Here is a 13,950-nt window from a genome sequence, read left to right as displayed (position 1 = left end):
GTGAAGGATGAGAACCGAATGCCTAGAACGAATTCATCGTCTGTTTTGTTATTTCTTGTTTTTGTTTGCATTGGTTTTTTTACGAGTATGGTCGTTTCGTATTTGGACAAGTACAAGCTTGTTGAAAAAATTAGTCAAAACTATGTCAGTGACGATGCCATATTTTTTAGATTTGAAAGATTAAGCTCCGTAGATAAAACCTCTTTGCAAAATACGTTAAAGCAAGGAGATATCCTTTACAAAAAAATCGATCCTGTAACAAAGGAGATTTTGTTTAAAGGAACGATAAATCCTTTTCCTATGATCGAAGGTCATTCCTTTGATAGTAAAAACAAGTCCGGTAAAAATATTGCGATCGTGGGTGGAGATATTCATAAGACAATGGGAGAAAAAGAACCGTATAAGTTTAACGGAATCTCTTACGAGATAATCGGGGTTACCGGGATGGAGAAGCCCAGTAAATTGGACCGCATGGTTTTTTTACAAACGGATAATGCCCAAGCAGACACCAAAGGGATATGGATTCTGGATGGCAATAAGAATCTGGAAGATACCTTTCAAAACATTCAGCGCTTTTCGGAACAAAGTGGAGGCAGTGTTAATAAGGTAGATGTGCCTAGTGAAGGACTTGGGCGTTTTTTTCAGAATGAGCCTATCTTTAAAATGATTGATTCTCTTGTAGTTTTAAGTTTTATAACGTGTGCTTCGGCTCTAACTATCTATTGGGTAGAACAAAGGAAACAGATGATAGCTATACAAAAATTGTGCGGTTTTCCGACACGATTAATATTTTGGGATTCTTTCAAGCGTTATTTGGCTATTTCCGTATTATCTTATGCAGGGGGCAGCATTGTCGGCATTTTTGTACTCTCGCAATCTTCTTACTCTCCGGCAGATTTGCTAGCTCAATATGGAAGTACGATCTTGATTGGGATTGCGGTCTGCTTAATACCCTTGACCTTAATGATGAAACGATCAACGGACCGAGCTGTAAGAGGGGTCCAACGATGATATTCTCCGAAACGTTAAAAAGCTTAAAAAATTGGAAGTTTTTCAGTATTCTTATCGTAATCCAATTTACAATTGCTTTCATAGTCCTGAATGCCATATTCGCGAACATGGCTATTATGAAAAAAAGCGAACAACATTATGCAGCGCAATTGCAAGAGAAACCAAGATTTGAATTGACGGATAAGTTGAAAGGCGAAAATGAAAAGAATTTTCTTAATAGAGAAGGAGTGCTTGAAGACTTTAAAGGCTTCTATCAAGACCTTACTCATCAGAAAGAATTTACATTCCTAGAACGTATCATGCAGCCTATTTATCTTGCTGATTTTAAAGGAAAAGAGAAATTTAATTACGGTTATGAAGATGGAGATCCAGCAGCTCCTTATTACTCACAAGGAATGAATTATGCTTTTGTTAAAGCGGTTTCAATCAATGAAGCTACATGGAAGGAGTTTGCTTTTCGTGTAAGTCTGGGCAGGCCTTTTGATAAAAAAGATTTTACTTTGTCAAACCAAGGAATTCTGCCTGCTATCTTGGGGTACGAATATCAAGATGTTTATAAAGTAGGGGATCGCCTTCAAATTCAGCATTATTTTAAAAACTTTACGATGGAAATAGTCGGTTTTTTGGAAAAGAACTCCGCTATGCCTGCAAGAGGACAAGGAGACCTGCTTTATTTGGATCGATATATTGTATTGCCATCCGTTGTGGTCAGCGAACCGCCGGTTACGGAAGAAGATTATTCTTTTCAAAAAATCAGTAATTTAACTAAATTAAGCGGCACGGTTCAGTTAGAAAATGGATACACATTGGCAAACTTTGCAGCTTTTTTTGAAGATTTGAGGCAACAATATCAGATGTTTGATTTCGAAATATGGAATTCTTCTCCCTGGGAACTAAAATTATTAAAATTTACCGCGGGAGAAAATATCGGACATATGTTGACAATTGGTCTGCTGATGGCGGGCTTCGCCGTGTTGACGCTTTCGGTGATCATGTCCAGCAAGATCAGTCGTAACCGGAGCCAATATGGTGTTCACTTGTTGTGCGGAGGGAGTATGCGGCATATTACAGGGTTTGTTTTATTGGAAAACCTCCTCATTTTTGCGGCTGCTCATCTTTTGGCTTTTTTGATTACACTTCTCTTGTTTGGCGACAAGATCGGTTACAGTCCAATTTGGATAGGTTTAAGCCTGATATTGCTGCTGACTAGTAGTATTCAGCCCCTGCTTCATTTAAGACGTTTAAATGTAGACACGATGCTAAGGAGGAAGGATTGATGCCTGACATTCAACTTAAAGATGCCTGCAAAACTTACGGAAGCGGAGAAGCGGCCGTCCGAGCGCTTCACCATTTATCCCTTGAGATCAAATATGGTGAGATGGTGGCTATCATGGGTAGAAGCGGATCGGGAAAATCGACGCTGTTGAACGTTATGGGAGGGCTAACATCCCTGGACAGCGGCGAGTATTGTTTTAAAGGAGAGAATATAAGCGGAAAAAAGGAAGCGGAGCTGAGCCGCTTTAGGCGAAATCATATCGGGTTTATCGTACAGCACTTCGCGCTTCTACAGGACCGGAGCATTTTCGAGAATGTTATGCTGCCTTTAAAATACAATAAAATGTCCAAAGCTTTTATGACGGAGAAAGTTAACCAGGTATTGAAGTCTGTAGGGATCTTTGAACTAAGAAACCGTTATCCTTCCGAATGTTCGGGAGGACAATGTCAGAGAACGGCCATTGCCCGGGCAATAGTTAACGATGCAGATGTCATTTTAGCCGATGAACCTACGGGTTCGTTAGACGAAAAAACGGAAGCATCTATCATGGCATTGTTTCATAATTTGCATCAACAGGGAAAAACGATTGTGATGGTCACCCACGACCGGTCGATAGCCGAAGAGTGTCAAAGAATTTTTCATATCAGTGATGAATAAATGGTGCAAAAACATCTGTTTATGTAAACATATATTCATTTTGTACTCTAAAAACACGTCCGCTATATTCGTATGCGGAGGTGTTTTTTCATTTGCTTAACCACTGAAATTTCTAGATTTCCACTATTTCTTAACGGGTAAGAACCCGTATAATGAAGCGTGATTGTCTGTGTCCTTTTTCACAACTTGCGAAAGTTGTCGAAATCGCTCAGTTGCTTTTGAAAGTTTTGTGTATACTAATGAAAAAGGCATGAAAACGGTGTATGATGGACTTGAAAAGAGATATAAAAATCGACACCCCTAGATTAACGGACGAAGAGGAGAATAGGGATGCAATATAAAAAGATAGGTGTTATCGGTGGAGGAACGATGGGGCAGGGGATAGCCGAGATGTTGGCGGCTAAAGGCCTGGAGGTTGTCCTGGTTGAGAAAGATATTGAAAGAATGGAACATTCCTGGGCCATGATCGAGCTGAGTTTGGATAAACAGCTGGAGAAATGGGCTATTACGGGTGCGGAAAAGAAGCTGATTCTTTCTCGCATTCATAAAACGACGGATCTGACAGAGCTTCCTTCCTGCCATATGGTGATTGAGACGATTTCCGAGGATCTGGATCTTAAGAAGAGCTTGTTCCGGAAGCTGGACGAAATTTGCGGCCCGGATCTCATTCTGGCTTCCAATACCTCCACACTCAGTCTTACGGAATTGGGCGCTTCGACTAAGCATCCGGAGCGGGTGATCGGTCTTCATTTTATACATCCGGTTGCTAAAATCGACCTTGTAGAAATTATCCGCGGTCTGAAAACCTCGGAAGACACGTATATGCTGACACGTCGCTTCGTTGAAGATGTGATCCAGAAAACGGCGATCAAGGTGTATGAGTCGCCCGGATTTGTCACGTCCCGGCTTATCTGCCTGCTCATTAACGAAGCGGTTCATACGCTCGCGGAGCGTGTGGCTTCTGCGGAAGATATCGATCTGGCGATGCGCAAAGGCTACGAGTTCCGGCACGGACCTCTCGAGATGGCGGACCGCTTCGGACTGGACTCGGTGCTGGCCGCACTGGACCGGATGTTCCGTGAATTCGGCGAATTGAAATACCGGCCCTCTTTCCTGCTGAAACAGATGGTGCATGCCGGACATTTGGGCGTTAAAACCGGGGAAGGATTTTTCCGGTACGATAAGGATGGTGACAGAATGTGAATATTCTCGTCATTAATGCAGGAAGCTCATCGGTCAAATATCAGCTGTACAACATGAAGGATGAGACCGTACTGGCTAAAGGCCGCGTAGAGCGGATCGGGCTGGATTCGGCTATTCTTACCCACGAGCCGGAAGGGAAGACCGAGGTCCGTGAGGTCAGCGAAATTCTCGAGCATACGACGGCCATCAAAAAAGTGCTGGATAAGCTCGTTCATAAAGAGCACGGGGTTTTACAATCGGTGCATGAAATCGATGCGGTGGGTCACCGCATCGTACATGGCGGGGAAGCGTTTTCTTCCTCGGTTGTCGTTACGGAAGAAGTGAAGAAGGAGATCAAGCGTCTGTTTGATCTGGCGCCGCTTCATAACCCCGCCCATATGCTGGGTATTAACGCCGTAGAGGCGAATATGGGCGATGTACCTCAGGTCGTCGTTTTCGATACGGCTTTCCACCAGACGATGCCGTCTCAAGCTTATATGTACGCGATCCCGAAAATCTGGTACAGCAAACATAAAGTCCGGCGCTACGGCTTCCACGGCACCTCTCACCAATATGTGAGCGAGCGTGCCGCCCGGTTCTTGGACCGTCCGCTGGAAGAGCTTAAAATCGTGTCCGCCCATATCGGGAACGGTGCAAGCTGCACGGCTATCCAGGGCGGCAAATCCGTGGATACGAGCATGGGGCTTACCCCGCTTGAAGGCTTGATGATGGGAACGCGGAGCGGTGATCTCGATCCGGCTGTCGTCACGTTTGCGATGGGCAAAGAGGACTTGTCCCTCAATGAAGTGAACTCCATGCTGAACAAGCACAGCGGACTGCAGGCTATTTCCGGATTGAGCAGCGATATGCGTGAAATTACGGAAGCGATGGACAGTGGCGATAAAAACGCGAAGCTTGCCTTCGATATGTATACGTACAGGCTGCGTAAATTTATCGGCTCTTATGCGGCGGCGATGAACGGCATCGACGTATTGATTTTTACCGCCGGCGTAGGCGAAAACTCCGTTATTTTGCGCAAAGCGGTATGTGAGGGATTGTCGTATCTCGGTCTTGAACTCGACTCCGAGCGCAACATTAACGGGTGGGGAATCGAGAAGCGTATCTCGACCGACGATTCGAAGGTAGAGGTGCTGGTCATTCCGACGAACGAAGAGTGGATGATCGCGCGGGACACGTTTGAACTGGTGAACCGGCTGCAGGAAGCGAAGCGGTAAAATGATTTTTTTTACCACTGGTTTATAGTACAATAGGTGGATGGGAGAAGACGGCCATAGAGCCGTCTTTCCATGTCAACCCAAGGAGGAAGACGTTAGATGAGCAGTGTGAGTACGATTCATGAAGTCAAGGACCATGTCGGCGAATCCGTAAGAATCGGATGTTGGCTGCACAACAAGCGCAAGAGCGGCAAAATTCAATTTTTGCAGCTGCGTGACGGAACCGGCTTTATTCAGGCGGTTGTCGTAAAAAGCGAAGTGAGCGAAGACGTCTGGGAAGCCGCTTCGAAATTAACCCAGGAAAGCTCGCTTTATGTGACGGGCTCGGTTCGCGAAGAACCGCGCAGCAAGAGCGGGTATGAACTGACGGTTGAAGGCGTGGAAATTATTCAGATTACCCAGGATTATCCGATTACGCCGAAGGAACACGGCGTCGATTTCCTGATGGATCACCGCCACCTGTGGCTGCGTGCTCCGCGTCAGCGTGCCATTCTCGTTATCCGCGCGGAGATTATCCGTGCGATTCAGCAGTTTTTCGATGACAAGGGCTTTCAGCTTGTCGACCCGCCGATTTTGACGCCATCCTCCTGCGAGGGGACGACGAATTTATTTCATACGAAATATTTCGATGAAGACGCTTATTTGACCCAAAGCGGTCAGCTTTACATGGAAGCCGCCGCTATGGCGCTGGGGAAAGTGTATTCCTTCGGGCCGACTTTCCGTGCGGAGAAGTCCAAAACGCGCCGTCACCTGATCGAGTTCTGGATGATCGAGCCTGAAATGGCGTTTGTCGATCACGAAGAGAGCCTTCGCGTGCAGGAACAGTTCGTTTCCCATGTGGTCCAAACCGTTCTGAAAAACTGCCGCAGCGAGCTTGAAACGCTGGGCCGCGATATCTCCAAGCTGGAGAAAATCCAGGCTCCGTTCCCTCGCATCACCTACGATGAAGCGGTTCAGTTCCTGCAGGACACGGGCCATGAATTCCCTTGGGGGGAAGACTTCGGCGCACCTCATGAAACGGCTATCGCCGAGAAGTACGAGAAGCCGGTCTTCATTACGCACTATCCGACGGGCATTAAAGCCTTCTACATGAAACCGGACCCGAACCGTCCGGAAGTCGTGCTCTGCGCCGATATGATCGCGCCTGAAGGATACGGCGAAATTATCGGGGGAAGCCAGCGGATCGACGATCCCGAGCTGATGGAAGAGCGCTTCAAGGAACACGAGCTGTCTTCCGAAGCGTACCAGTGGTATATGGATCTGCGCAAATACGGCACGGTTCCGCATTCCGGATTCGGACTCGGTCTGGAGCGTACCGTCGCCTGGATCTGCGGTCTGGAGCATGTGCGTGAGACGATTCCGTTCCCGCGTCTGCTTTACCGTCTGTACCCGTAGTACGGAAGGCATGCAGCCTTTACGTACGGGGTGGCCGGTCACACCGGCCGAGCTAGAAAGAGGAGGATGGATTTGAAACCGAACGATAACGATCGCAAGCGGGTAGAGCGGGCTCTCCTTGCAGGAATGACAGCAGGAACCGTGGCCGTTCCACATCTGCTTTTGAGGTATTATCACCGGATGAAGCTGTCCGAACTTGAAGTCATGCTGCTTATTCATATCCTGGCTTTCCAGGAAAATGAAAAGAAAGATTTCCCGACGCACGATGAGATTCAAGACCGGATGACAGCCCCGCAGGATCAAGTGATCGAAGCGATTCAAAAGCTTGTGAACAGCGGTGTGCTCCGGATTGAGCAGGAAATCGACAGCGTGTCGGATATCCAGTACGAGCGGTACAATTTGAGGCCGATGTACGAAAAAATCGCGAGCTGCTATGCGGAGGATCTCCTTCAAAAAGCGGCCAGACAAGCGGAGGCCCAGAAGTCCGAAGCCCAGCCTGGACGGGAAAAGGACGTCTATTCGATCTTCGAAGCGGAATTTGCCCGGCCGCTGACTCCAATGGAGCTTGAAACGATAACGAGCTGGCTGGACCGTGACGGCTACAAGGAAGAGCTTGTGCTGGCCGCTCTCAAAGAAGCCGTTTTCGCGGGCAAAGTCCATTTCCGCTATGTGGACCGCATTTTGCTGGAATGGAGCCGGAACCGGATTACGACAGTGGAGCAGGCGAAAGAATTTACACAAAAATTCCGAGGCAACCGCTAGTCCGCGCCGCTTCACTTGAAGCAGCCCGCTAAAAAGAAGCCCCCGATTGGATTCTCTCAAGAGATCCCTTCGGGGGTTTTTGCATGTTGTTAGGGAAAATACATTATCCCGTTTGTTTAAGAAACAACAGACGCGTTCGGCATACCAGGAGAAAGCCCCTCTCTGCCGGAAATCACGTCTTATTTCTTTAGAAGGTGCGAGCGGTATACGTATTCGAACATGAATTCGAATGCCTCCAGATGCCGCTTGGCTTCAGCCACGTTTGCGCCCCAGGCGTAAATTCCGTGCTTGCGCAGCACGATCCCCGGAATGCGCGGAACAATGGCGCCCTGCACCAGCTCGGCGATTCTAGGAATGTCGGCGTAGTTCGGCAGAACGGGAATGCGGATTGTGGCATCCTCTTCCCAAATGTTGAGCGCTTTGATGATTTCAATACCTTCTACCGGGATAAAACCTTCCTCGCCGTACAGTTCGGAGGCCAGGTTGTTAAACATGGTATGCACATGTAAAATGGCGCCTGCTCCCGTATACTTGTAAATTTCACAGTGGATCAGGGTTTCGGCGGAAGGTTTCAACCGGGTCGCTTCGACGGGTGTTCCCTTTTCATTGACGAGAAGGAAGTCTTCCGGTGATTGCAGAGACTTGTCCTTCCCGCTGGATGTCACGGCAAACGTGAAGTTCTCCGGGGTGAACTCGCCGACGCGCGCGGAAAGATTTCCGCTGGTAGCCGGGAACCAGCCGCGGGCCGCAAGGTTTGCTTTGATCTCGCGAAGCTCGTCGTACGCGTGCTGTTTTTGCTCCAAGGTCAATTCGGTCATGCTTGTATCTTCGCCTCCAGGTCACGGATAATATCGTGGAATGTTTCGAAAGGGACATAAGGGAGCTTTAGTTCCTCGCAAAGCTCGATCAGGTGTGAGCGGGCATAAACGTTCTCTACCAGCTTGGCTCCCTGAAAATCCGTTACGCTGTCTCCGATCAGGATGCGTTCGTAGTCGTCAGCGGGATACGAGCGGATAATCGACGTTTTGCACATTCCGCAGTCCGCTCCGCAGTGCTCGTCACAGGCGTGCGGCCACAAAATTTCGATAGTCTCGCCTTCGAATGAACTTCCATTGCAGTAAATATGATCACGGGGAATATCGAAAGATTCCAGGAGCGGATAGACGAAAAAGTCGATTCCGCCGCTTGTCACGAGCAGTTTGATGCCGTGTTGCCTGCAATAGGCAACGAAATCGGCGAAACCTTCGCGGATGACCGCATTCGAGATGGCAAATTCGATCACTTCATGCTGACGGGAAGAAGGGAGCAGCCGGAACATTTCACCGACCGCGTGTTTGACGGAGATCGCCCTTTCTTCCACGAGACGCTTCACGATCGCTTCCCAGCCGGGCGGATCGAAATGTTTCATAATCGCTACAATGTTGTCGCTAACAGTAATCGTGCCGTCGAAATCACAGAACACGATCTTTTGTCGGGTACTCAAGATTTAACCCCCCAGGCTTCGATTGCGGCTTTCAATTCCGGATGCTGCTGAGCGGCTTCCTGAAGCGGTTTCTGTTCCAGCGTTGCCTGGATCGCCTGCCGGAAGGCTTGTCCGCCGGCAATGGCGCCCATGGGATGGCCATGAATCCCGCCGCCGGCGTTAACCACGACATCCGTGCCGAAATCACGCAGGATGAGGGGGACAAGTCCGGGATGGATTCCGGCCGAAGGGACAGGGAAGCTTGTTTTAAGCGCTGCGCCTACGTTTGCGGAAGCGGAAGCGGACGGCTGATGTTCAGGGCCTTCCGCCGCGGAATGCCGATAAAGATAGTCCTGCTCCAAGTTTTCCGTCAGCAGGACCTGTTTGATCGCCAGGTTCTCTTCACGCGGCATCACGACGGAGCCGTAAGGGGAAGGGAACAAGACCAGATCGGCCCCGGCTACCCGCATGAGCTTGCCGAGCAGCAGGGATGCGGAGATGCCGTACTCCGCGGAAGGATAGAACGCACCGGCCATAGCGGGATGCGCCATAATCGGCACGGAGATGTCCGGGTCGGCGCTGAGCTCGCACAGCGTATCGAATCCGTAAGCGAGCACATTGAACAGAAGCGCGTTGGCACCGGCATCGATCGCTTTCTTCGCCTGATCGGCCAGCTTGAACGTCGGGCCGGTCAGATTCGTCGCGTAGAGCAGCTTCTGTCCCGTCACGTCGTATGCGCGGCGTGCGGCTTCCATGCAGACGGCTACCCTTTTCTCGATAGGGGTAAGCGGATTCTCGAACAAGATCTCGTCGTCTTTAACAAGATCGACGCCGCCTGCCGCCTGCGCGTAGAACTGTTCCCCGAGCCCCTCTAGATCCTGGCCGATGACGGATTTGAAAATGCTCATCAGAAGCGGCCGGTCGTGTACGCCGAGCAGCTCCCTTACGCCTTGAAGACCGAACTTGGGGCCGGCAAAAGCCGAAAGAAAAGACTCCGAAAAGGACAGATCGGTCAGTTTGATTTTCCCGTCCATGGACAGCTTGCCGAAAACGGTGACAAGCAGAGCCGGAAGATCCCGGCTGAAATTCACATCCGGATAAGCGATCCGGATATCCGCGTAACGCCTGGATTCGGCCGAAGCTTCCCCGGCTTCTCGGACGTCGACGGAGACCACATGACCCAGATGCTTCTGCATCTGCGCTTTACGGGCTTCCGGCAGATCGGTCCAGCTTCCGACGGTCAGACCGACCGCGATTCCCTGCGCTTTTTTGTTAAAATCGGCTGTATCGTCATAACAGCGGTAAGTCGCCAAACAGTAGGAACTCACAACATATCACCTGCTTAAGAAAAGAATAGGAGGCAGAACGGCTTAACGGATATGGGGAGCAATCTCGGCGCCCATTTCCTTTGCGCGTTTTGCGGAGCTGAAAACAGCGGCGGCTACGGCTTCCGGGAATTTGTAGCGGTCCAGCGTCTGCAGAGCGGCCAAGGTCGAACCGTTCGGGGAAGTCACTTTGCGTCTGAGCTCCGCAGGCTCTTCTCCCGTACGTTCCACCATGTGAACGGCTCCGAGCAGTGTCTGCATGGTGAGCCGGCGCGCTTCGTTCTCTTCGAGTCCGCCCGCGATGCCCGCCTGAATTAAGGCCTCCATAAAATAGTATACATAAGCGGGACCGCTTCCGGAAAGTCCGGTTACGATTTCAAGGTAATCTTCGGGAACGGCCGTCACCATTCCGACGGCTTCGAACATTTTCGTCGCGAGCTCCTGCTGCTCCTCGGACACGCTTTCGGAGAAGCTCATGCCGGTTGCGCCAAGGCCGATAGTCGACGAAGTGTTAGGCATGGTCCGTACGACCGGCATTTTGGTATCCAGCAAAATTTCGATTTTGCGGATCGTCAGCCCGGCGATGACGGACACGAGCAGCTGGCTGCCGTTAAGCATCGGTTTAAGCTCGTCGAACGAAGCTTCCACGTCTTTGGGCTTCATGCAGAGCACGACGATGTCGGCGGACGAGATACGTTCTCTTTTGATCGCCGGGTCACAGCTGGCTTCGATGCCGTACTGCTCTCTAAGCTCTTGCAGCCGTTCTTCATTTTGCCGGTTAGATGCAAAAACTTGCCCGGGCGCCGTGATTCCCCTTTCGATGAGGCCGCGTAAAACAGCCTCAGCCATGGAACCTGCACCGACAAATGCGATGCGTTTAGTATGAATTATGCTGTTCACAAGTCTCACTCTCCTGTTTATGGAAGACCCGTTCCCTCACGGAACGGATCTCTTTATTCAAGGAATTATTCCCGGATTTGGCCGTCGCCATAAATTCTGTATTTGGTGGAAGTCAACGCGGGAAGTCCCATCGGGCCTCTCGCATGAAGTTTTTGCGTGCTGATGCCGATTTCCGCGCCGAAGCCGAATTCGAAACCGTCCGTGAAGCGGGTGGAGGCGTTGTGATAAACGGCCGCCGCATCGACTTCCTGCAAGAAGCGGGAAGCGTGAGCTTCATTCTCCGTCACGATACACTCGGAGTGCATGGTTCCGTGACGACGGATATGAGCGAGAGCCTCGTCCAGGGAATCAACGACTTTGACATTCAGGACATAGTCGTTGTATTCGGTATCCCAAGCCTCGTCGGCCGCCGTTTTGATTTGCGGGGCAAGCTCGCGGGACCTCGGGCAGCCGTAGAGCTCGACACCCAGAGCGGACAGCTTTCCGGCCAAGTCGGACAGATGTTTCTCCGCGTGGATGCGGTGTACGAGCAGCGTTTCCATCGAATTGCAGACGGAGGGGCGCTGCACTTTCGCGTTGATGGCAATCTTCTCGGCCATCTCGGGTTTTGCCGATTCGTCAACGAACGTGTGGCAGATCCCGGCTCCGGTTTCAATAACGGGCACTGTCGCGTTCTTGACCACGTTTTGAATGAGGGAAGCTCCGCCGCGGGGAATCAGCACGTCAAGCAGTCCGTTCAGCTTCAGCATTTCATCAACCGAGGCCCGGTCGGGATCGGAAATAAGCTGCAGGGCGCCCGGAGGAACGTCCGTGCCTGCCAGTGCGGCTTGCAGCACTTCAACGATCCGTTCATTGGAGCGCAGCGCTGAAGAGCCGCCGCGCAAAACGACCGCATTTCCCGTTTTCAGGCAAAGTCCGGCGGCGTCGACGGTCACATTCGGGCGGGCTTCGTAAATAATGCCGATTACACCGAGCGGCACGCGGATTTTCTCGACGCGCAGGCCGTTGGGCCGGGCAAAGGATTCGAGCTGATCGCCGATAGGATCGGGAAGCTCGATGATCTGACGGAGCCCTTCGGCCATGCTTTCGATCCGCTCGGGCGTGAGGGCCAGCCGGTCCAGCAGGGAAGTGCCGAGGCCGGTATCGGCGCCCCGCTTCAGATCCTCGGCGTTGGCTGCGATAATGGAGTCTTGTTCGGCGACCAGGGCCTCAGCCATTCTTAAGAGGGCGGTATTCTTCTGACCGGTGGTTAAGTTGCCGAGACGGGAAGAAGCTTCTTTCGCGATGGTTGCTTTTTGTCTGACTTCACTCATGGGGCTCACTCCTTGGCTAATCGAATTGGATTTCATTTTTCAATAAAAATAACGGAGCCGAAATCTGTAATCCGGCGTTCCGGGATTTTTCCGCCTTACGGCAGCCGTTTGGATAAAGGCGCGGGGCCGCCGCAGGTGTCACGTATTTTGCGAAGCGCGGTAAGCTTGGAGAGTGACCCACTCGTCCCGGTGAATGACCTCGATGCGGGGAACCTCGACTCTCCGCTGGATTTCCCCGGTGCCCAGACCCATTACGGCCTGAAGCTGCCAGGCCACGTAATTGGCGACGCCGCGTCCGATCACGGAGCCGTCTTCGCCGCACACCTCGATTACATCGCCGGGGTGAAAGTCGCCTTCGACGGCGGTCACGCCGGCAGGCAGCAGGCTTTTGCCGCCGGACAGGAGAGCGTTCTCCGCGCCTTGATCGACGGTTACTTTTCCCTGGGGAACGGAGTGAAACCCGACCCACTGCTTTTTGATGGACAGCGTATGGTCGGCGGCGGAGAAATACGTTCCCCGTCCGTTCCCCTCCGCGGCCAGCCTCAGATCATGCGGTTCCGTGGCGCGTCCGACGAAGACGGGAATACCCCCGCGCATGGCGATGCGGGCCGCTTCGATTTTGGAGCGCATGCCGCCGGTGCCTACGGAGCTGCCGGACCCGCCTGCGATCCGGTAAAGCTCATCGCTGATTTCATCGACACGCTCGATTCGGCGCGCGTCTTTGTTTTTGCGGGGATCTTCCGTGTACAAGCCGTCTGTATCCGTAATGACGATCAGCTGCCCCGCTTTAAGCAGATTGGCTACGAGAGCTGACAACGTATCGTTATCTCCGAATTTGATCTCATCGACCGACACGGTGTCGTTTTCGTTGATAATCGGAATAAAGCCGCGGCGGAGCAGCTCTTCCATCGTTGCGGTCGCGTTGGAAACCCGTTTGCGGCTGGTGAAATCGTCCCGTGTGAGCAGGATCTGGGCAGCGCCGATCCCGTATTGGTGAAAAGCTTCCTGATATGCGCGCATGAGCAGCGCCTGACCGACGGAAGCGGCCGCCTGCTTCTCGTGAAGCAGTTTCGGCCTCGTTTTGTAGCCGAGGAAAGAGAAGCCTGCCGCCACGGCTCCCGATGTGACGAGTACGACTTCGAAGCCGTTTTGTTGAAGCCGGGCGAGTTCGGCGGCAAAATAGGCGATAGGAGCCGGGTTTAATCCTCCGGCATCCGAGGTAAGCGAGCTGCTTCCTATTTTCACAACGATTCGCTGCTGCATATGTTCACTTCCTTAAGAAAACGGTCTGTACGACCGTGTAGTATACGATTGGTTCCGGCCTTGCTTAAATGTCTTCAAAAAACGCGGGCGTGGGCCGGATGGCAGGGAAAGCTGAGCGGAAGAATGCAAAAAAGACTCTCGTCCTCGTAAGGACGAAAGCCTGGGCTTC

General features: G+C 51.4%; 13 protein-coding genes. 7 read left to right on the top strand and 6 right to left on the bottom strand.

Annotated features, from left to right (window positions below):
• The first annotated feature begins 18 nt into the window (after positions 1 to 18).
• The 7 genes from ACI48J_RS17235 to ACI48J_RS17205 all read left to right on the top strand — a co-directional run bounded on the left by ACI48J_RS17235 (position 19) and on the right by ACI48J_RS17205 (position 7,518).
• On the top strand, positions 19 to 1,011 hold the full coding sequence (locus tag ACI48J_RS17235) for an FtsX-like permease family protein (RefSeq protein WP_405079461.1): 993 nt from the start codon (positions 19 to 21) through the stop codon (positions 1,009 to 1,011).
• Positions 1,008 to 2,288: a hypothetical protein gene (locus ACI48J_RS17230; protein ID WP_405079460.1), complete on the top strand. Its 1,281-nt coding sequence runs from the start codon at positions 1,008 to 1,010 to the stop codon at positions 2,286 to 2,288. The genes ACI48J_RS17235 and ACI48J_RS17230 overlap by 4 nt, the downstream gene beginning before the upstream one ends.
• Positions 2,288 to 2,944, top strand: a complete 657-nt coding sequence (locus tag ACI48J_RS17225; RefSeq protein WP_405079458.1) for an ABC transporter ATP-binding protein — start codon at positions 2,288 to 2,290, stop codon at positions 2,942 to 2,944. The genes ACI48J_RS17230 and ACI48J_RS17225 overlap by 1 nt, the downstream gene beginning before the upstream one ends.
• Before the next feature lie 330 nt (positions 2,945 to 3,274).
• Positions 3,275 to 4,147 (top strand): 3-hydroxyacyl-CoA dehydrogenase NAD-binding domain-containing protein, encoded by an 873-nt coding sequence (locus tag ACI48J_RS17220; protein WP_326056683.1) that lies wholly within the window; start codon positions 3,275 to 3,277, stop codon positions 4,145 to 4,147.
• Complete coding sequence (locus ACI48J_RS17215; RefSeq protein ID WP_405079457.1) at positions 4,144 to 5,361, top strand: acetate/propionate family kinase; 1,218 nt, start codon at positions 4,144 to 4,146, stop codon at positions 5,359 to 5,361. Before ACI48J_RS17220 ends, ACI48J_RS17215 begins: the two co-directional genes overlap by 4 nt.
• A gap of 99 nt (positions 5,362 to 5,460) precedes the next feature.
• Positions 5,461 to 6,756, top strand: coding sequence for an asparagine--tRNA ligase (gene asnS, locus ACI48J_RS17210; protein ID WP_009675554.1), 1,296 nt, complete (start codon positions 5,461 to 5,463; stop codon positions 6,754 to 6,756).
• Between the two features lie 72 nt (positions 6,757 to 6,828).
• Entirely contained in the window at positions 6,829 to 7,518 is a 690-nt protein-coding gene (locus tag ACI48J_RS17205; protein WP_405079455.1) for a DnaD domain-containing protein, read from the top strand.
• Between the two features lie 179 nt (positions 7,519 to 7,697).
• Here ACI48J_RS17205 and mtnB read toward each other — a convergent pair whose 3' ends face one another.
• The 6 genes from mtnB to proB all read right to left on the bottom strand — a co-directional run bounded on the left by mtnB (position 7,698) and on the right by proB (position 13,781).
• Positions 7,698 to 8,336: a methylthioribulose 1-phosphate dehydratase gene (mtnB, locus tag ACI48J_RS17200; protein WP_405079454.1), complete on the bottom strand. Its 639-nt coding sequence runs from the start codon at positions 8,334 to 8,336 to the stop codon at positions 7,698 to 7,700.
• Complete coding sequence (locus ACI48J_RS17195) at positions 8,333 to 9,001, bottom strand: 2-hydroxy-3-keto-5-methylthiopentenyl-1-phosphate phosphatase (protein WP_405079453.1); 669 nt, start codon at positions 8,999 to 9,001, stop codon at positions 8,333 to 8,335. Before ACI48J_RS17195 ends, mtnB begins: the two co-directional genes overlap by 4 nt.
• Positions 8,998 to 10,308 (bottom strand): 2,3-diketo-5-methylthiopentyl-1-phosphate enolase, encoded by a 1,311-nt coding sequence (locus ACI48J_RS17190; RefSeq protein ID WP_405079451.1) that lies wholly within the window; start codon positions 10,306 to 10,308, stop codon positions 8,998 to 9,000. Before ACI48J_RS17190 ends, ACI48J_RS17195 begins: the two co-directional genes overlap by 4 nt.
• Before the next feature lie 42 nt (positions 10,309 to 10,350).
• Positions 10,351 to 11,205, bottom strand: coding sequence for a pyrroline-5-carboxylate reductase (gene proC / locus ACI48J_RS17185; protein ID WP_326053190.1), 855 nt, complete (start codon positions 11,203 to 11,205; stop codon positions 10,351 to 10,353).
• 65 nt (positions 11,206 to 11,270) lie between these two features.
• Positions 11,271 to 12,518 carry a glutamate-5-semialdehyde dehydrogenase gene (locus tag ACI48J_RS17180; protein WP_405079449.1) on the bottom strand — a complete coding sequence of 416 codons (1,248 nt, stop codon included), beginning with the start codon at positions 12,516 to 12,518 and terminating at the stop codon, positions 11,271 to 11,273.
• 138 nt (positions 12,519 to 12,656) lie between these two features.
• A complete protein-coding gene (proB, locus tag ACI48J_RS17175; RefSeq protein ID WP_405079448.1) occupies positions 12,657 to 13,781 on the bottom strand; it encodes a glutamate 5-kinase in 1,125 nt (374 codons plus the stop codon).
• Between the last annotated feature and the right edge of the window lie 169 nt (positions 13,782 to 13,950).

This window comes from Paenibacillus chitinolyticus, assembly GCF_045038035.1.
GTDB classification, from domain to species: domain Bacteria; phylum Bacillota; class Bacilli; order Paenibacillales; family NBRC-103111; genus Paenibacillus_F; species Paenibacillus_F chitinolyticus_A.
The sequence above is the reverse complement of the archived record's forward strand: the minus strand, read 5'-3'. Positions and strand labels throughout refer to the sequence as shown.

Bases quoted from the DNA above. Each gene is read 5' to 3' on its own strand.
- proB (WP_405079448.1), bottom strand. From the start codon at position 13,781: ATGCAGCAGCGAATCGTTGTGAAAATAGGAAGCAGCTCGCTTACCTCG.
- ACI48J_RS17180 (WP_405079449.1), bottom strand. From the start codon at position 12,518: ATGAGTGAAGTCAGACAAAAAGCAACCATCGCGAAAGAAGCTTCTTCC.
- ACI48J_RS17235 (WP_405079461.1), top strand. From the start codon at position 19: ATGCCTAGAACGAATTCATCGTCTGTTTTGTTATTTCTTGTTTTTGTT.
- asnS (WP_009675554.1), top strand. From the start codon at position 5,461: ATGAGCAGTGTGAGTACGATTCATGAAGTCAAGGACCATGTCGGCGAA.
- mtnB (WP_405079454.1), bottom strand. From the start codon at position 8,336: ATGACCGAATTGACCTTGGAGCAAAAACAGCACGCGTACGACGAGCTT.
- ACI48J_RS17230 (WP_405079460.1), top strand. From the start codon at position 1,008: ATGATATTCTCCGAAACGTTAAAAAGCTTAAAAAATTGGAAGTTTTTC.
- ACI48J_RS17220 (WP_326056683.1), top strand. From the start codon at position 3,275: ATGCAATATAAAAAGATAGGTGTTATCGGTGGAGGAACGATGGGGCAG.
- ACI48J_RS17225 (WP_405079458.1), top strand. From the start codon at position 2,288: ATGCCTGACATTCAACTTAAAGATGCCTGCAAAACTTACGGAAGCGGA.